The organism is Nesiotobacter zosterae (assembly GCF_033843645.1).
Lineage (GTDB): Bacteria > Pseudomonadota > Alphaproteobacteria > Rhizobiales > Stappiaceae > Pseudovibrio > Pseudovibrio zosterae.
In genome coordinates, this window is the sequence record NZ_JAWXVZ010000004.1 from 77,944 (window position 1) to 95,406 (window position 17,463).

General features: G+C 57.7%; 13 protein-coding genes. 5 read left to right on the plus strand and 8 right to left on the minus strand.

Annotated features, from left to right (window positions below):
- Positions 1–105 precede the first annotated feature (105 nt).
- Positions 106–423 carry a PilZ domain-containing protein gene (locus Q3Y58_RS06905; protein ID WP_274219150.1) on the plus strand — a complete coding sequence of 106 codons (318 nt, stop codon included), beginning with the start codon at positions 106–108 and terminating at the stop codon, positions 421–423.
- A gap of 162 nt (positions 424–585) precedes the next feature.
- On the opposite strand, the gene Q3Y58_RS06910 is transcribed toward Q3Y58_RS06905, so the two are convergent.
- On the minus strand, positions 586–1,857 hold the full coding sequence (locus tag Q3Y58_RS06910) for an amino acid permease (RefSeq protein WP_319621647.1): 1,272 nt from the start codon (positions 1,855–1,857) through the stop codon (positions 586–588).
- A 223-nt stretch (positions 1,858–2,080) separates the two neighbouring features.
- The gene (locus tag Q3Y58_RS06915) at positions 2,081–3,457 is read right to left on the minus strand and encodes a tyrosine phenol-lyase (protein ID WP_274219148.1); all 1,377 of its coding nucleotides are present in this window, start codon (positions 3,455–3,457) and stop codon (positions 2,081–2,083) included.
- A 1,372-nt stretch (positions 3,458–4,829) separates the two neighbouring features.
- Between Q3Y58_RS06915 and Q3Y58_RS06920 the strand changes: the two genes are divergently transcribed.
- Positions 4,830–5,705, plus strand: a complete 876-nt coding sequence (locus tag Q3Y58_RS06920; protein WP_319621649.1) for a DMT family transporter — start codon at positions 4,830–4,832, stop codon at positions 5,703–5,705.
- Positions 5,706–5,784: 79 nt separating this feature from the next.
- Here the strand turns inward: Q3Y58_RS06920 and Q3Y58_RS06925 are convergent, their stop codons facing one another.
- Positions 5,785–6,318 (minus strand): hypothetical protein, encoded by a 534-nt coding sequence (locus Q3Y58_RS06925; RefSeq protein ID WP_319621651.1) that lies wholly within the window; start codon positions 6,316–6,318, stop codon positions 5,785–5,787.
- Positions 6,319–6,480: 162 nt separating this feature from the next.
- Positions 6,481–7,476, minus strand: coding sequence for a zinc-dependent alcohol dehydrogenase family protein (locus tag Q3Y58_RS06930; RefSeq protein ID WP_319621653.1), 996 nt, complete (start codon positions 7,474–7,476; stop codon positions 6,481–6,483).
- 149 nt (positions 7,477–7,625) lie between these two features.
- Here Q3Y58_RS06930 and Q3Y58_RS06935 point away from each other — a divergent pair, with 149 nt between their 5' ends.
- The 3 genes from Q3Y58_RS06935 to Q3Y58_RS06945 all read left to right on the plus strand — a co-directional run bounded on the left by Q3Y58_RS06935 (position 7,626) and on the right by Q3Y58_RS06945 (position 11,676).
- On the plus strand, positions 7,626–9,248 hold the full coding sequence (locus tag Q3Y58_RS06935) for an MBL fold metallo-hydrolase (protein WP_319621654.1): 1,623 nt from the start codon (positions 7,626–7,628) through the stop codon (positions 9,246–9,248).
- Between the two features lie 223 nt (positions 9,249–9,471).
- The gene (locus Q3Y58_RS06940; protein WP_274219143.1) at positions 9,472–9,843 is read left to right on the plus strand and encodes a VOC family protein; all 372 of its coding nucleotides are present in this window, start codon (positions 9,472–9,474) and stop codon (positions 9,841–9,843) included.
- A 219-nt stretch (positions 9,844–10,062) separates the two neighbouring features.
- Positions 10,063–11,676, plus strand: a complete 1,614-nt coding sequence (locus Q3Y58_RS06945) for a Na/Pi cotransporter family protein (protein ID WP_319621655.1) — start codon at positions 10,063–10,065, stop codon at positions 11,674–11,676.
- 4 nt (positions 11,677–11,680) lie between these two features.
- Here Q3Y58_RS06945 and Q3Y58_RS06950 read toward each other — a convergent pair whose 3' ends face one another.
- The 4 genes from Q3Y58_RS06950 to Q3Y58_RS06965 all read right to left on the minus strand — a co-directional run bounded on the left by Q3Y58_RS06950 (position 11,681) and on the right by Q3Y58_RS06965 (position 17,463).
- A complete protein-coding gene (locus Q3Y58_RS06950) occupies positions 11,681–12,910 on the minus strand; it encodes an efflux RND transporter periplasmic adaptor subunit (protein ID WP_319621656.1) in 1,230 nt (409 codons plus the stop codon).
- A 4-nt stretch (positions 12,911–12,914) separates the two neighbouring features.
- The gene (locus Q3Y58_RS06955) at positions 12,915–15,278 is read right to left on the minus strand and encodes an ABC transporter permease (protein ID WP_319621657.1); all 2,364 of its coding nucleotides are present in this window, start codon (positions 15,276–15,278) and stop codon (positions 12,915–12,917) included.
- A 4-nt stretch (positions 15,279–15,282) separates the two neighbouring features.
- Positions 15,283–16,002, minus strand: a complete 720-nt coding sequence (locus Q3Y58_RS06960) for an ABC transporter ATP-binding protein (RefSeq protein ID WP_274219139.1) — start codon at positions 16,000–16,002, stop codon at positions 15,283–15,285.
- Between the two features lie 186 nt (positions 16,003–16,188).
- Entirely contained in the window at positions 16,189–17,463 is a 1,275-nt protein-coding gene (locus Q3Y58_RS06965) for a lipopolysaccharide biosynthesis protein (RefSeq protein ID WP_319621660.1), read from the minus strand.

The following is a 17,463-nucleotide window of genomic DNA, read 5'->3' on the forward strand; positions in this document are numbered from 1 at the left end:
TTATTAGCCGTTAAAACTCCCTCAAGAAATGCCCTGCTACTACAAAGGAGCATTTTCATTTGAGCATTCAAATCAATTATTTCCGGCTTTTCTTACGAGTAAAACATGCTTCCAAAGCCCAAGCTGATCGAGATGGAAAACAGGGCGCATCCACGTCGGGCCTGCCGCTGGCGCGCCGTTTTGTTGGTGGAGCCTTTTAACCGCGCGTGCGTGGTGGAAGACATCGGCGAGGGCGGATGCCGGATATCGGTCAATCCCAGAGATCTGACAATCGGGTCCCATGTGGTGATCAACGTTGTGTCCAAAGGCACGCGGTTTGAAGGGATCATCCGCTGGATACAAGGCGATGAGGTGGGCATTGCCTTTGAAGGCGCGCACGCCGGGGTCGCACCGGCCCTTGTCTCTACCGGGCACCAACCCTAAGGACCACAGGCCGGGACGCCGCTGTGGCACCTCGCCTGAATCATAAAAAAATCCCCGCCGTGATCGACCAAATCGCGGCGAGGACTTCTTTTGTCACTACGAAGTTGCGGGCCCTTTTCAGGGATAGCGGGGGGCTATCCCTGTGAGAACCTATGGTGCAACTTAGGCTCCGAAGATCGGCAGGAGACCTGCGATTTCCAGGAAGGCAACGATGAAGATCAGTATGCCAAAGCCGAACACCAGAGCCATGCGCGGCATGCCACCTGCAACCTGATACACGTTCGGGTTACGCTTGCGGCAAATCATCACCATGACGATTGGGGAGAGAAGGCTGAAGATGACCAGTACAACGCCTGCGTAGCCAATCGCGGTGATGAATCCGTCTGGATACAAGATAGCCAGAACCACAGTAGGAAGGAATGCAATTGCACTTGCCTTCAGCTTGCCGTCCCAAGTGTGCTTATCGAAGTTGCACAGGTCACAAATGTAGTCGAACAGGGAGAGAGACACACCCAGGAAGGAGGTCGCAACTGCCATGTTGCCGAACACCTGCAGAGCAGTAGAAATGTTCGCGCTTACACCTGTTTCAGCCAGTGCAGCAAGGATGTTACCAATGTTACCACCATCTGCAATAATCTGTGGGAACTGCTCGCGTGGAACGTTTCCAAATACTGCCAGCATCCAGCAGAAGTAGAAACCACCTGCGATCATCATCGCATAGATCAGTGCACGACTCGTCCGCTTAGGGTCGAGACCGAGATAGTTGGTAATGGTAGGCACCGTGATCTGGAAGCCGAAGCTGGCTACCATGAAGCTAATTGTATAGAAGACGTAAGGTAGTTGATCGCCAAGATTGACCTGAGGGAACAGGATTTCCGTTGAAGAGTTGGAAATCAGTCCACCAAGGCTCATGACGAACGTAATGACCATACCACCGATAAGAACGGTGTTCACACGGTCCACTGCAGTCGCACCCAACATCACGATGGAGATGAGCACCGCCGCGAAGATGAAGCTGGCCATGCCGGAGGACAGGGCAAAGCCATCGCCAAGCAACGACAGGGAATATGTGATTACCGAGCTACCGCCGGAAATGTAGGCATAAGTGAGAACGTAGCACAAGAAAGCAACGGACAAGCCATTGATCAAGCGACCGAAATTGCCGAGCGTGCCTTTTGCGATACTGTCGTAGTTCGAGTCCTTAGGGAAGTGCAGTGTTGCTTCCATGATATACATAGACGCGCTATGCATGATGTACGCAACGGCTGCCATGACCACCAAGGCGATGGTGAACCACACACCACTGTTTGCCACGGGTAGAGAGAAAATGCCTGCACCCACACCTGTGCCCGCTGCAATAACAGCAGCGCCCAGAACAGTGCCTTGCGGCGAGGCCTTTTCTTTGGTTTGAGATTTTGCAGTTACATCAGTCATTAAGAGCCTCCCAACTCCGAAAAATTCGAGATCTGACGTGAAGGTTCAAATAGTTGCTTCGTCAAAAGCTGCTGAGTTGGGGTTCCCATAATTCCTGGCCCAAGAGCTGATGGTTAGTCAGCTTAGTCTTCCCGGTACAAATGACTTGAGGGGAGCCTGTGGCCCCCCTCTGTCACATAAGGCCTTATAGGTCGCTGGTATTCAGCAGTTTAACGTAAGGACCTTAGATTTCGCTAAAGCGACCGGTGAAGAAGCGCAGTACCTTTGGTTCGTATTCGAACTTCAGGCCACGGATGCTATCGCGGTTCTTGTAGAGCTCGATACATGCGTCTGCGACGTAGTCCATGTGAGCGTAGGTGTATACGCGGCGTGGGATCGTCAGACGAACGGTTTCGAGCTTTGGACGGTGATGGTCGCCAGTTTCGATGTTACGGCCAGCGGAAACGATACCGCGTTCCATGGTACGAACGCCGGAAGTGCGGTAGATCGCAGCTGCCAGAGCCTGTGCTGGGAACTGGTCCTGCTCAAGGTGAGGCAGGAATGCACGTGCGTCGAGGAAGATCGCGTGACCACCGTATGGCTTAACCATTGGTACGCCAGCTGCATCGAGACGCTCACCCAGGTAACGGATCTGGTTTACGCGGTGTGCGATGTAGTCGTACTCAACGGATTCCTTGATGCCGATCGCCATGGCTTCCATGTCACGGCCAGCAAGACCACCGTAAGAAGGCATACCTTCGAACTGTACAACCATTGCCTTAGCTTCGAGGAACAGATCGTCGTCGTTCAGGCAGAGGAAGCCACCGTTGTTGGTCAGACAGTCCTTCTTACCGGACATGGTACAACCATCGCCGTAAGAGAACATTTCGAAGAGGATTTCCTTGATGGACTTGTCTTCGAAGCCTGCTTCACGCTCCTTGATGAAGTACGCGTTTTCTACGCAACGGGTTGCGTCGTACATCACCTTGATGCCGTGCTTCTTACAAAGTTCGCTAACAGCCTTGATGTTTGCCATGGAAACAGGCTGACCACCAGCCAGGTTCACGGTTACAGCAAGACAGATGTAAGGGATCTTGTCTGCGCCAACTTCGTCGATCAGCTTCTGCAGCTTTTCGAGAGAAACGTTACCCTTGAATGGAACGCCGTCCATGTCTGGGTTGTGAGCTTCGTCGCAGATTACGTCTACGAACTTCGCACCGTTACGCTCCTGGTGGAAACGAGTGGTGGTGAAGTACATGTTGCCTGGTACGTAGTCGCCTGGCTTAATTGTCAGAGAAGACAGGATGTTTTCAGCGCCACGACCCTGGTGGGTTGGAACCAGGTGCTTGAAGCCGAAGTATTCACGAACAACTTCTTCAAGGTGGTAGAAGTTTTCGGAACCAGCGTAAGCTTCGTCACCAATCATCAGACCGGCCCACTGCTTGTCGGACATCGCGGAAGTACCGGAGTCAGTCAGCAAGTCAATGTAGCAGTCTTTGGACTTGATCAAGAAGGTGTTGAAGCCAGCGTCCTGGATAGCCTTTTCACGACGTTCCGGGTCAATGAAGTACATTGGCTCTACGGATTTGATCTTGAACGGCTCCGGCATGAACTTTTTCATTGCATCTTCCTTTTCGTACAAGTTTGATCTTAAGCAGGCCCATCTGCTTAAGAATGATGGATTGCCTGATAGTTTTTAAGTAATTCTGGAATCATTGCATGAACAAACTCCCATTTGTTCATGTAATGCAGATGCGACATCTTTAGCTTCGGCTTTGTGTTGCATGTGAATTACATGAGCTATACTGAACAGAAGTTTCAGAGTTTCTCAAGTAAGATCTAATGCTTATTTCACCTCGTTTATTCTTCGCTGTGGAAAATATAGTTTGTCTATTTTCACATATATACAGGCGCATAGCCCCATTCACGTAAGTATAGATATAGGCATCGCCTACATTTTATTACGCGTTCACTTGATTATCGATTTGTTGGACGGTGCCATGCAGGACACAAAACGGACGGCGACTGACTGCCAGACAAGACTTACCCGCATCCTCAACTGTTTACTTCAGAGAGGATCAAGTATTTCCATCTACTCAAGAAACCCAGAACAGCAACTTTGAACCAAAACTGCGACGCCGGGAATGTTGAGACCCATTTTGTTTGGAGGAAGTTTTCTGGCTTGGCCTTGGAAGACTTGATCCCGTCAATTCTTCTTGGCAGCGCAGAAGCAGCAACCTCACGTCCAGAGGAACAGGCGCGCCCCGCCTATTCCCAGGCACGGTGGTTACCGAGCAGGAAAGTCGTAGGCAACGGTCACATCATCGATGTGCCAGAGGAGTTTAGAACTCTTTATTTGGGTGCAATACTGCTGGTGCCAGCGCATATGTCAACCTGCGATATAACTATGAATTTTCTTCACGTTTTGGATTTTGTCATCAAATATATTTTAGTCAAGGGAAACCGGGGAGGCTACGTGATCATGCCTAGCTGCGAACTGTTAGCAACTAGACGGACTCTTAGATAAATCGGCTGAAATCTGCGATTCTTCCGTGATACTGCGAGAATTTGGGGGATTTTGAAGAAGTTTTTCCTCAATGGAAAGAATTTCACCTGAAAAACCGCAGTATTTCGGGCAAATCTCTGATATTTAAGCCTTATTCCGCAATTCACACGAGCAACCTGTCTGTGAGCGCCTCCATGGAGAGTGATTCACTTTCTGTGGAATCATGTGCTTCCGTTTTCGTAATTGTTGGAATCATCCGCCCCATTTTTTGGATATCAGGCAACCATTAACCCATTCGCGGGATGAGTGTTGATACGTAGTTTAAATCATCATGTTTTCACGTAAAGGTGCCGCCCGGCGCGGACCTTGGGCGTAATTCTCTAGGTTTAATCGCCGCCATTGCTGCAACTCAATAATCTAACAGCTCAGGTGCCGTAGCGGAGACGCAGGTTCATGTGGGCCGCGCATAGGCGCAGGAAATTAAGTGATGACCACTTTGCACACCACTGTGCGCGCGGATGCGTCCGCGGCTCAGGGCATGGCGCTCATGACGCTCAGCATGCTGTTGTTCGTCAGCGTCGACACCATGGCCAGATACCTGACACAGGACTACCCCGTCTTGATGGTGGTCTGGGCTCGGTTCTTCGTACATTTGGCGTTGATGCTCGTCTTTATCTTGCCGCGCATGCCTGCCATCGTCCGGCCAAAGAACCCCACTGTCATCTATGCCCGCGCGTTGCTGGTGTTCATCACCACCGCGCTGGCGGTCGCCGCATTTCAGCTGATGCCCGTGGCAGACTTTCACGCAATCAGCCTGATCTCCCCCATGGTCGTGACCGCCCTTTGCGCCCCCATGCTGGGAGAACGGGTTGGCCGGACCGCGTGGGGCTGCATCGCGGTGGCGTGCATAGGCGCTGCGCTTGTGGTCAAACCGGGCCTGTCCACATTGGGCCTGGGCACCTTGTTTGCCCTTGGCTCTGTGGGGACGTTCGCCCTTGGTGCCATCTTCACCCGCATCGCCAACCGCCATGACACGCCCATGACCGTGTTGTTCCATACCGCGCTGTTGTGCGGCGTGCTGTCCTGCGCGGTGCTGCCGTTTGTCTGGGTCACTCCCGATCTGAATGGCTGGGTGATGATTTTTGCCATCGGGCTGGTCTCGAGCCTGGCCCAATACTGCTCGGTGAAAGCCTTTGCAGCCGGGCCCGCCGCCCTGATCATGCCCTTCAACTATACCGGTCTGTTGTGGGCCACTCTGGCGGGTCTATTGATCTTCGGGGAATATCCTGACCACCTGACCATTTTGGGTGCCATGATCATTGCCGCCTGTGCGGCCTATATGTACGTGCGCGAGGGCCGCTGAACATTTATGCGCGTGTCAGGTGCCGGTTCCACGAAAAGGGCAACCGGCTGGTTCGAATGTACCAGCCGGCCAAGGCACCTTAACGGGCTTGATAGGAAACAATGACGCCAGCGCGCCCCCCGGTTTGCATGAAGCCGGACTTTGCGTATTGAACGAACACCGAAGTCAACTCTGTGCCGTTAATTTGCATGTCTTCGATTGGACCAGACATGGCTTCCTTGTCAGCCCAGATCTCCCCACGGTAGCCGGTAGAGCTGGACGGGTTGTCATAGTTCACACCGCGCACGCCGAAATTGTCGACCAGATCAGCATGAATGGCTTCATAGTCCTGAACGCTTGCCTCCGGCGCGTTGATGTCGCACATGGGCGCACCAAAACGTTCGCCAAGGTCAATGCGCACATCAACCCCGGTCAATTTGCCTTCATAAGCCGCAGTCATAAACGGCACTTCAGTTGCTTCAGCCGAGGGGGTGAAGCCCATTTCTTCGATGGAGGCGCCTTCAATGATGCTGAGGCACAGCTCGTTGGCGTCCGCAAGAAATGCGCTTTGTGCAGATGCTGCGCTTGAAATCATGGCAGCGCCCACAAACGCTACGGTCAATGTCTTTTTCATGTGTTTGAGTCCATTTTCAATATTGGCTTAAACCGCCGGAAAATATGCGCTCTACATCATTTTTGTCGGCAATCTCAAGCTGTAACTGACAGTAACTTGCAAGCAATGTGAGGAATCGGCGCTTCAAGTGCAGTCGGGTTGCCGCGAGAGTTCATCGCCGAACTAAGAACCCATTGGGGGAACAAGAACCGCTGCACCGGATATGCGGCCCTGCCTTAAATCATCAAGCGCTTGATTGGCGGCTTGGAGCGGATAGGTGACCCAATGAGTTTTAACGCCTGCTTTCCTCGCAATGGGAAAGAACTCCTCCCCATCTTCACGGGTAAGATTGGCAACGGACAGCAGCTCCCGCTCCTCCCAGAGCAACGCGTAGGGCATGGCTGGAATGTCGCTCATGTGAATGCCGCCACACACCACGCGGCCGCCTTTGCGTACGGCTTTGAGGGCCAACGGAACGAGATCGCCAACCGGGGCGAAAATCAAGGCCGCATCAAGCCCCACTGGCGGCAGCGCCGTTGAGGAGCCGGCCCACGTGGCCCCCAAGGAGCGGGCAAATGCCTGCGCTTGATCATCCCCCTCACGGGTGAATGCGTAAACTTCCCGGCCTTGCCACAGGCAAACCTGTGTGACGATGTGGGCTGCGGCACCAAACCCATAAATCCCGACCCGCTTGGCTTCTCCCGCCTTCTTCAAGCTCCGCCATCCAATAAGGCCCGCGCACAAAAGCGGTGCCAGATCAACGGCATTTGCCTCCTCGTCCAACGGGAACGCATAGGCGCGATCGGCAATGGTGTGGGTGGCAAAGCCACCGTCCCGGGTGTAGCCGGTAAACAAGGGGGCATCACAGAGATTCTCCTGATGCCGCGCGCAATAGGAACAGCACCCGCAGGTATGCCCGAGCCACGGAATGCCGACCCGCGTCCCCAGTGCCAGATCGCGCACCCCGTCACCAAGCAGGTCGACCCGGCCCACAATCTCATGCCCCGGTATCAGCGGCAGCTTCGGGTGGTCCAGATCACCATCCACCACATGCAGGTCGGTCCGACACACAGCGCAGGCTTCCACCTTGATCCGGATTTCGCCGGGGCCCGGGACAGGGTCTGGCCAGCTCTCCAAGGTAAGGGGCTCTCCCTTGCGGTGAAACACCATTGCTTTCATGGCAGTCTCCTTGAATGGGCGTTAGCCGCTTGGCCAAGTGGTGGAAGGCGGCGGGGAGGTGGTAGTCTCCACCCACGTTCCTTCGCGGGCTGTAGTCTTCCTGACCTTAAGGCAACGCAGTGCGCGGCGGCAAGTGGAGGCACCTGACAATGGCACACCCCCAAACGACCCAGCCCTCCGGTCCCGTCAGCCTTTACTTTTATGGCGCGGCTCAAACCGTCACCGGATCGTGCATTCTGGTGGTGACGGAACGGGCGAAAGTGCTGGTGGATTGCGGCATGTTTCAAGGCTCGAAGACGGAGCGGGAACTGAACTACCGCGCCTTCCCATTCGACCCCGGTGCCGTGGATGCCGTCATTCTGACCCATGCCCATATCGACCATTCCGGCCTGCTGCCAAAGCTGGTGAAGGCGGGCTTTGGCGGACCGATCCACGCCACGGAGGCGACGCGAGACCTGTGTTCTGTCATGCTGCCGGACTCCGGCCACATTCAGGAAATGGAAGTTCAGCACCTTAACAAGCGCAACAGTTGGCGCGGGCGCCGCCGTGTCGAGCCGATCTACACCGCTGCCGATGCCATGCGGACGCTGCACCAGTTCGTCTCCCAGCCCTATGAAACATGGGTACCGGTGGCCCACGGCATCCGCATACGGTTTTGGAACGCGGGCCACCTGCTGGGCTCCGCCTCCATTGAAATGGAGCTGGTAGAAAGCGAGCGACGGGTGCGCCTGCTGTTTTCTGGGGACATTGGCCCCGGCCACAAGCTGCTGCAGTATGATCCGGAAGCCCCATCCGGTTGGGACTACGTGATTTGCGAGAGCACCTATGGCGATGAAGATCGGCTGGGAATCTCTGAGAGCCAGCGCCGCGGCATGTTGCGCGCCATCGTCAAGGAAGCTTACAAGCCAGATGGCGCGCTGATCATCCCGTCGTTCGCCGTGGAACGCACGCAGGAACTTCTGGCCGATCTGGTCTGGTTGATGGACAACGGCAAGGTTCCGCAAGCCCCCATCATCATCGACTCGCCGCTGGCGACCCGGGCCTCTGCCATCTTCCACGACCACTCCAACGAACTTGAGCACGGCGATGTGATCCACCGAGCCATGACAGCACACCACGTTCGCTTTACCGAAACGGTGGAGCAATCCAAAGCCCTTGATCACATGCACGGGTTCCACATCGTGATCTCCGCCAGCGGCATGTGCGAGGCCGGGCGCATTCGTCATCGCTTGAAAAACTGGCTGTGGCGGGAAGAGGGCACCATCTTGCTGGTGGGCTATCAGGCGGCAGGCACCTTGGGCCGCGTGTTGGAAGACGGGGCAAGCACCGTGCGCATTCAGGGCCAGGAGCTGGCCGTGCGCGCTCATATCAAAAAGCTGGACCTTTACTCCGGCCACGCTGATGCGCCCGAACTGGAGGCGTGGATCAAGGCACGGTTGCCGATCCGAAGTGGCCTGTTTCTGGTTCATGGGGAGGATCAGGCAATCAAAGCCCTGCACCAACGGGTCGGCCGGTTCCTGCCGGAGGGGCGGGTGATCGTGCCAACCCTTGATGTGGCCTACGATTTGACGCCAGAGGGACCAGAACTGAAGCTGAATGAACTGCCGCCACCACGCCTTGCCCCAATGCATCTTGGACACGGGGATTGGAACAACGATTTTCAAGAGCTGCTGCTGGACATGCAGGATGAACTGCGCAATGCGCCAGACGACAAAGCGCGGCGCGTGTTGCTGCGCCGCATCCGGCGAGCGCTCGAAGAGCATCGGCCCTGAGCCCCATTTTGCGCCTTGATGTCCTGTCATTTCGCCCACCAGCCCTAAGCCCGCAGATATCAATATGTTCTCTATTTGTTCACAGTTTAATACAGCCAGCCGCTTTCACAATCCGTGGCTTCTGGTAGGTTTGAAACCGAGGGCAAGAGCGCCTACAGCACCTGCCTCCTACCTTTAATTGAACTTCTTTTATTCATGTAAAACAAAGACTTGGAGGCCTGAAATGGCAACAACGGTCAAAGCGAACCTTCAATTGATCTATGTGTCTGACATTGAACGCTCGACAGCATTTTACAAGGCCCTGCTGAACGACGAGCCGGTCATGGAAGTGCCCCGTTACGTGGCCTTTGGCGTGGAAGGCAAGGCGCTGTTTGCGCTCTGGTCAGGCGCAGAAGCACCGCAGCCCGGCGCACCCGCTCATGGCGAGATCGGCATCATGATGCCAACGGGAGATGACGTGGACCGGCTTTATGCCGAGTGGCAGGAGCGCCTTGATCTGGACGTTGTTCTTGAACCAGTCACGGAGGTTTTTGGCCGCACATTCATGGTGCGCGATCCGGACGGTCACATGATCCGCGTCAGCCCTCTGGACTAGAGCCTGAGGCGAGCGCCACAGACGAGATCTGGGGCGCCAGGTTTTATTAGCCTGCTAATACCATTGGGCAATATTCTGGAAAGGGAATGGGCATAGACTGAGAGCCGTGTTTGGGCCTTCCGGCGAAGGCCCTTGATGGATCGTTACGCCGCGGCGGCTTGCTGCCCCTGACCATGCCAGCCTTCCGTGGCAACGCCGAAACCAAGGCGGTGATCAGTCATGGTGCTCAGTTTTCTGTCGGCTCTCGGGGGTATCGGCTTGTTTCTGGTGGGCATGCACCTGCTCACCAGTGGCACCCGTTTATTGGCAGGCACCAGCATTCGGTCCGCGCTTGCCCGGTTCACCTCAACCCCGCTTTCTGGCGCGGTCACCGGCGCTGTAACGACCGCCACCATCCAGTCTTCCAGCGCCACAACGGTGGCTGCGGTCGGGTTTGTCGCTTCAGGGCTGCTCACCTTTCCTCAAGCGCTTGGCATCATCTTCGGGGCCAACATCGGTACCACGTTCACTGGCTGGATTGTCGCCGTTCTTGGCTTCAAACTGGACCTTGGCGAGGTGGTGCTGCCGCTTGTCTTCGTCGGTGCCCTGATGATGCTGATGGGCAAGGGCCGGCTTGCGAGCTTTGGCAAGGCACTGGCCGGTTTCAGCCTGCTGTTTATCGGCATCGACAGCATGAAGGATGGCCTTGATGCTTTTCAGGGCATCGTGACGCCAACGGATTTTCCGCAGGATACGCTGTTCGGCCGCCTTCAACTGATCATCATCGGCATTGTCATAACACTCGTTACCCAGTCTTCAAGCGCTGGGGTCGCGACCGCCTTGGCGGCGCTGGGGGCAGGAGCGATCAACTTCCCGCAAGCGGCGGCCTTGGTCATTGGCATGGATGTGGGCACCACGTTTACCGCCGCCCTTGCCACCTTGGGGGGCGGCACCATGGCGCGCCGCACCGGCTTTGCCCATGTCATTTACAACGTGCTCACCGGTGTCATGGCGTTCTTCCTGCTGGTGCCATACGCCAAAGGAGTTGAGCAGATCGTGGCAGATGGCAACGGGCAGATCGCCCTTGTTGCCTTTCACAGCATCTTCAATGTTCTCGGCGTCGTGCTCATTCTGCCGTTCGCAAAACCGTTCGCCCGGCTGGTGGAGTGGCTGGTGCCCGAAAAGGGCGAGAGCCTGACAAAAGCGCTGGACCCGCTCTTGCTGCGAGAGCCCAAGACGGCGGCGGATCAGGCGGGCGCTGCGCTGACCCAGCTTACGCAAGCGGTGGCGGACCATCTTGCCGCGGCCCTTGAGGAAGAGCGGACCGGCCCGACCTATAGCCGCGAGAGTTTGCTGAGCGCGCTCGATGAAATACGCGGGTATCTGGACCGGATCAACGTGCCCCCGCAAGATCCGGTTCTGGCTGGCCAAACCAACACCCAGTTTCATGCCCTCGATCATCTGGCGCGGCTGTTATACCGCTGTGACCAACGAGAGCGCATCAAGGCTCTTGATGAAGATCCACGGCTTCACCGGTTGAAAGGGCTTGTGGCCAAGGGCGCCAGCTTGTTGGCGGCGCCGGACGAAGATCGCCGCGGTGCCGATGAACTGAACCACTTGAGAAGCCTTTTGAGGCACCAGCGAAAAACACAGCGAGACAACATCATCGCACGGGCCGTCAGCGGCGAAATCAGTGACGAAGATGCAGCGCGCCACCTTGACGGACTGCGCTGGCTCCACCGCGTCAGCTATCACCTCTGGCGCATCAAGGTTCATCTCAATGGACTTTCCAGCCCCGCCTTGCTTGCCCCTTCTGCCTCACGAGAAGCCGAGCTGGAGGTGGAGGCCGACTAGCGCTTCACTCTCCCATATGCCGGGGGCTGACCTTGAGGCCATCTTCAATGCCGGAGGCGGGATATTGGATCAGCGTATTGCCCTCTTCAAGGCCGCTGAGGATTTGAGCATGGATGCCGTTGTTCTGGCCCACTTCCACGGTCTTCAGCCGGGCGATGCCGTCTTCCACGGCGAACACCGCCCAGTTGGTGCCATCACGAAACAGGGCGTTGGACGGGATCTTCAAGGCGTTATCGTTCTCCCACACCACGATTTGCGCCTCGATGCGGTAGCCGTGGCCAAGGCTCTGCCGCGTCTCGGCCGGGTCGGTAAAGTGGACCACCGCGTTGACCCGCTGCTCCTCCACCCCAAGAGCGGAAAACTTGGTAAAGCCCCATGGGTCAACCCGGTCCACTACGCCGTTCAGCGGTTCATCCCCGCCCCAGGCATCAATGATGACCCGGTCCCCTGCGGAGACCTGAACCGCGTCCGTTGACAATAGCTCCACCACAATTTCCAAATCACTGGTCACATCCCCAATTTCCATGATGGGTGTGCCAACAGGCAGGGTGGTTTCGCTCTTTTGCATCACTTGCAGAATGCGCCCGGTTGTCGGGGCGAACAGCGGTATGCCTTCCATGGCATCAACCTGCGCGGCATGAGCCGGATCGTTGAAGCTGATGAGCCGGGCACGGGTGTTGGCCAGCTCCGCCTCGCGCATGGAAATGGCCGCCTCCGCCGTATCCATTGTGGCCTGAGCAAGCCGCGCTTCCCGCAGGGCGCGCTCATAGACCACCTGACTGACAGTGCCCGAGTCGATGAGTTTCTTTACCCGGTTCAGGTCGCTTTCGCGCAGCTCCATGTCGGCAATGGCTTTGTTCAGGTCCGCACGGGCCACGCGCAGCGCCGCCTCAGCCGCCGTTACAGCCGCGCGGGCCTGCTCACGGGTGCGCACATCCAGGGCAGAAGGGTTGGTGGGCAGCATTTGCGCCACCACCGTTTCGCCGCGCACCACCGGGTCTCCCGGCAACACCCCGACACGCAGCAGACGCCCCGTGACCGGCGTCGACACTACATACGCATCATGCACACGGGTTCGGCCCTCTTCGGTAATGGTCACCACCATGGGGCCGCGTTCGGCCACGCCCATGTCCACCGGTGTCGGCTGCGGCCAGAACGAATAGGTCAGCGCGGCGCCCAGCAAAACCAGAGCCCCAGTGGTCAGAATGAGCCGTGAACGTTTCTTCTTCGCCACGCTGCTACTCCCTTGTCTTCAAAGCAGTTATGATGTCTGCCCGGTCCACGTCGCGTTTCACCAGCCAGCCAGAAAAGGCCGCAGCAACCAGCACGGCCAACGCTGCACCGCCATAGCTATTTGGCGCAAAAACGACAGGTATTTGATAGATATCGGTGCTGAAACCCGCCGCAACACCGTATGTCAGAAAATAGCCCAACACCGCGCCAAGGGGCAGAGCCATCAAGGTGACAACCGCCAGCTCGCCCAAAAGCACAAAGCTGGCTTCGCCCTTGGTAAAGCCAATGACCCGCAAGCTGGCAAGGTCGCGCCCCCGTTCAGCCTGCGCAATGCGCGCAGCGTTGTAAACAATGCCAAAGGTGATCACCCCGGCAATGGCCGCCATGATGAACCGCATGGAGCCTGCGCCGGTGTTCATCACACGAATGAAGGCCTGCCGGGCATCTTCCTTCAGGCTTACACCGGCCACGGAGGGCATGTCTTTCAAAGCCCGATAGACAAACCCGGCTTCAGCTGCATCAATACGCAGGTAGGCACCGGACACGCGGCCCGGCTCGCGCATGGCCTCGTTCAGGGCAGAGAGCTCCATATAGGCAGGCGCGCCAAGCAAGCTTTCGGTGATGCCAACCACCGGCACGGACAGGATTGGCCTGCGGCCCTCATGCACATCCACCTGAATGGTGTCGCCAACGGCGGCCCGAATTTCCCCGGCCAAAGACTTGGAAAGCACAATGCCGTCGCTCGGCATGGTCAGCGCGCCTTCGTTCTTGTCAACGGCGCGGTTCAGACGCGGCTGTGTGACCAGCCCGTTGACGCCGCCGCGATAGCTCTCCACACCGTTGCGAAGGGTTGCCGAGACACTTCGGGTTGGTTCCACCTCAATCACGTGGGGCATGCGCTGCAGCTCGTAAATCACCGTATCCGACAGGGGATCGGTGAAGGTGACGGTCACATCGCTGCGGTCCAGAACGTTGAAGGTCAGATCCAACGTCTTTTCAAAGCTTGAGAACAGCGAGATCATGGCAACAGCCAGCGCCATGCCCGCAGCAATGCCGAGCGTGGAGCCCAGCATGCGGCCCGGCTGCCGTGTCAGTCGGCGCAGCACCATTCGGCTTGGCTGGTCCAACAGGCGGCTAAGGGAAGCGCCAATCCGGCCAGAACGGCTGTAGTCTGCCGGGGCAGGGGGGCGCATGGCCACCGCTGGGGTCAGCGTAAAGACACCCCGCAGCACAATGAAACCGCCCGCCGAGGCGGCCAGGACGCTGGAGAGCACACCAATCAGGAACGAGGCAGGTTCCACCCGAAACACCAGCAGGGGAAACTTGTAGTACTCAAGGTAGATGTCCACCATGCCGCGCCCGGCCATTGTGCCGAGCACGCAGCCCATCGCCGCCCCACCTGCCGAAATGATCAGGATCAGCTTGAAGTAATGCAGTGCCACCTCAAAGCTGGTGTAGCCAAAGGCCTTGAGCAGGCCAATCTGCTCCCGTTCGGCCTGCACCATGCGCGAGATGACGATGTAAAGCAGAAACGCCGCCACGGCCATGAACAGCGGCGGCACTGTCTGGCTGGTGGAGCGCATGCTGTAGATCTCCTCCATCACGAAGCGGTTGGAGGTGTGGTCCTTGACCAGATACGCGCCCCGGCTGCCATAGGGCTCCAGAATACGGTCGACTGCGTTGAGTACCGCCGTTTCATTGGCGGAGCGCGACAGGGTCAGCAGGGCTTCGTTAAAGGCGCCTTTCATGTCATAGGCGGCTGCGAGGGCGGTTTCGTTCATCCACAGCGCCCCAAACCGGCTATCATCGGACACCAGCTCACCGGGCGCAACGGTGTAGAGAAACTCGGGCGAGTGCACCAGACCAACAATGTGAAAGGTGCGCCGCGCGCCGTTCATGGTGGCAGACAAAGTGTCCCCGGGTTCAAGCCCGTGGGCTCTTGCAAAGCTGTTCAACAGCAGGATCTCGTCGGCCCGGTTGCGGGCCAGCCAGCGCCCGGCGGTCAGGTCCGGCAGGTTCAGCCGAGGCGGCCCCGCGTCTGGCACGGACAGCGCCTGAGCCCGGATGGGCAAGTCCAGCCCCTTGATGTCTACCAGAGCCGACCCGTTGACCCGGCCTTCCACCGCAGAAACGCCAGGCACTTCTGCGAGGTTGCGCAGCATGTGCAGCGGGGCACGCACCACCGGCGCAAACACGTTGGCAAGCCGGTTGCGCTCATAGTAGGCAAGGCGCGTCTGGTCCAGCGAAGTCACGATGCCGGACATCATCACCAGCAGCAATACACCCGTGGCTATCACGGCGCTGATGGCAAGGGCCTGTCCCTTCATGCGCCACAGGTCGCGTCCCAGTTTCTTGTTGAGCGGGCTCATGGCATCACCACTCAATCTGGTCGGGTGTCAGTTTGTGGGTGTTCTTGGTCACTTCACGAATGGCCCCATCAGCAAAGTGGATCACCCGGTCCGCCATGGCGGCAGTGTTGGCCGCGTGGGTTACAATCAGCACCGTGGCCCCCAGCTTCTCGTTGACCTCCTTGAGCACCTCCAGCACCGTGCGCCCTGTGGTGCTGTCCAGCGCACCGGTCGGTTCATCGCAAAACAACACGCGTGGGTTTTTGGCAATCGCCCGCGCAATGGCGACACGCTGCTGCTCGCCGCCGGAAAGTTGGGCCGGGAAGTGGTCGACCCGTTCCTTGAGGCCCACCAGTGCCAACGCGTCCTCTGGCGCCATGGGATCATCGGCAATCTCGGTAACCAGCTCCACATTCTCATAGGCGGTCAGGCTGGGCATGAGGTTGTAGAACTGAAACACAAAGCCCACGTGCTCGCGGCGATAGGCGGTCAGTTCCGCATCGCTCATGGCCGTTAGCTCATCGTTTTCGAAATAGGCTGTGCCATCGCTGGCGCGGTCCAGCCCGCCGATGATGTTGAGAAGGGTCGATTTTCCGCTGCCAGAGGCCCCAAGCAGAACAACGATCTCGCCGCTGGGGATCTCCAGATCCACCCCGCGCAGCGCGTGTACGGCGGCCTCGCCCTCCCCATAAACCTTGGTAAGCCCCGTGGTTCGGAAGGCAAGAGGAACGGCGTTCTGCGGCATTGCGATGGTTCCGGATCTGTTAGACCGACGTCTCGGGCGGCGGGTAACTCGTCATTTATGACCAGATGGTCATCTAAGCATCCGAGTTGACGATTCGGTCAAGTAGAATCGATTCTGCTCGGGCACGCAAACAGCACGGACAAGGGTTTTGCAGCCTGCATCCAACGCGCCGCGCAAGTTCACTGCTCACGAGGCCTTGGCGGTTTCTGTCTTTGGCTGCATCAAAAGCAAACCATAAAGCACGGCGGTGCCAAGCGCACTCCAGAAGGTGTAGCCGAGGGCAATGCCCATCATGCCCAAGTGGTTCACGGCAAACGGCGCGGAGGCCGCTGACCCCACAAGGCACATCACCATGACCACCGATGGAAGCCGATGTTGTCCGTGCATGGCCAGAAGCGCTGAGGCCGGACCGAACACCCCACGGAAGAAGATGACAGCGCATACCACAAGAAGCACCGGCAGAGCCTCTTCAAACGCGGGACCGAACAGCCCGAGCACCCACTCGCCCAACAGCATGCACCCCGCAAGGACGGCCAATCCGTAAAGCGCGCCAAGGCCCTGCAGCTGCAAGATGCCTTTGGTTGTGCTCATCCCCTTGGCGTGCTGTTCATAAACCCGCGGCAGCAAAAGCATGTAAAGCGCACGCATTCCAAAGCCCGCCAGAGAACGCAAGCGAAAACAGACATGCAGCATGGCCACCTGTTTTGCGGGCAAGAGCAACAGCCCAGCCAACAGGATTTGCACCTCAATGAAAAAGTCCCAGACCAGCGTGGTCACCACCCATGGAGGGGCGGATCGGCGCCATTCTGGCCGCTCGGTGGTGTCTGGCGGGCCGCTTCCAAGGGGCACAAAGCGGCGCACGAAAGTCTGGCTCAGCAACAGCGCAGCCACATTGGCAACAGCAAACAGGAGAAACAGGCCCGCAGCGTTTTGCGGCCAGGAAAGGGCACTGGCTCCAAGGAGCGCGCCCGCAAACAACAGGGGCCGAAAGGCAACTTCCGGCAAGGCCGCGCGGACCTGCTGGTCAAACGCCACCAATACCGCGCCGAAAAACGACAGAGAGGCGATGGCGTAGGCAGACAGCGCCAACACGGCGGCTGTTGCCCACAAACCCATGCCGGACAGGGGCGTTGCCCACGTCAGATAGGCCGCGCCGAGGGGCAGCACGAGCACAGTTACCAGCGCCCGAAGCTGGCCCGTATCCCGGCACAGGCCGCGCAGTTTTGCCAGTTGATCCGTTGCCTTGAAACGAGAGGCAAGCACCGTGGCGATGGAAGAAAAGCCAAGCCCGATCAGCTGCGCCATCACCGCGTTTGCCGCAAGCAGCAAGGAAAACAGCCCCAACACCTCGCCAGACCACATCCGGGCAATCAAAAGGTTCGCGCCAAACATGAGCACCGCCCCAAACAGGCGCAGGGCAAAGAGCGAGGTAAACCTTTGCAGCAAGGTGGAAATCTTCAT

Excerpts from the sequence above, each read along its gene's own strand:
- Q3Y58_RS06915 (WP_274219148.1), bottom strand. The coding sequence starts at position 3,457 with ATGAAAAAGTTCATGCCGGAGCCGTTCAAGATCAAATCCGTAGAGCCA.
- Q3Y58_RS06925 (WP_319621651.1), bottom strand. The coding sequence starts at position 6,318 with ATGAAAAAGACATTGACCGTAGCGTTTGTGGGCGCTGCCATGATTTCA.
- Q3Y58_RS06905 (WP_274219150.1), top strand. The coding sequence starts at position 106 with ATGCTTCCAAAGCCCAAGCTGATCGAGATGGAAAACAGGGCGCATCCA.
- Q3Y58_RS06930 (WP_319621653.1), bottom strand. The coding sequence starts at position 7,476 with ATGAAAGCAATGGTGTTTCACCGCAAGGGAGAGCCCCTTACCTTGGAG.
- Q3Y58_RS06960 (WP_274219139.1), bottom strand. The coding sequence starts at position 16,002 with ATGCCGCAGAACGCCGTTCCTCTTGCCTTCCGAACCACGGGGCTTACC.
- Q3Y58_RS06945 (WP_319621655.1), top strand. The coding sequence starts at position 10,063 with ATGGTGCTCAGTTTTCTGTCGGCTCTCGGGGGTATCGGCTTGTTTCTG.
- Q3Y58_RS06965 (WP_319621660.1), bottom strand. The coding sequence starts at position 17,463 with ATGAAGATTTCCACCTTGCTGCAAAGGTTTACCTCGCTCTTTGCCCTG.
- Q3Y58_RS06920 (WP_319621649.1), top strand. The coding sequence starts at position 4,830 with ATGACCACTTTGCACACCACTGTGCGCGCGGATGCGTCCGCGGCTCAG.
- Q3Y58_RS06940 (WP_274219143.1), top strand. The coding sequence starts at position 9,472 with ATGGCAACAACGGTCAAAGCGAACCTTCAATTGATCTATGTGTCTGAC.
- Q3Y58_RS06955 (WP_319621657.1), bottom strand. The coding sequence starts at position 15,278 with ATGAGCCCGCTCAACAAGAAACTGGGACGCGACCTGTGGCGCATGAAG.
- Q3Y58_RS06935 (WP_319621654.1), top strand. The coding sequence starts at position 7,626 with ATGGCACACCCCCAAACGACCCAGCCCTCCGGTCCCGTCAGCCTTTAC.
- Q3Y58_RS06910 (WP_319621647.1), bottom strand. The coding sequence starts at position 1,857 with ATGACTGATGTAACTGCAAAATCTCAAACCAAAGAAAAGGCCTCGCCG.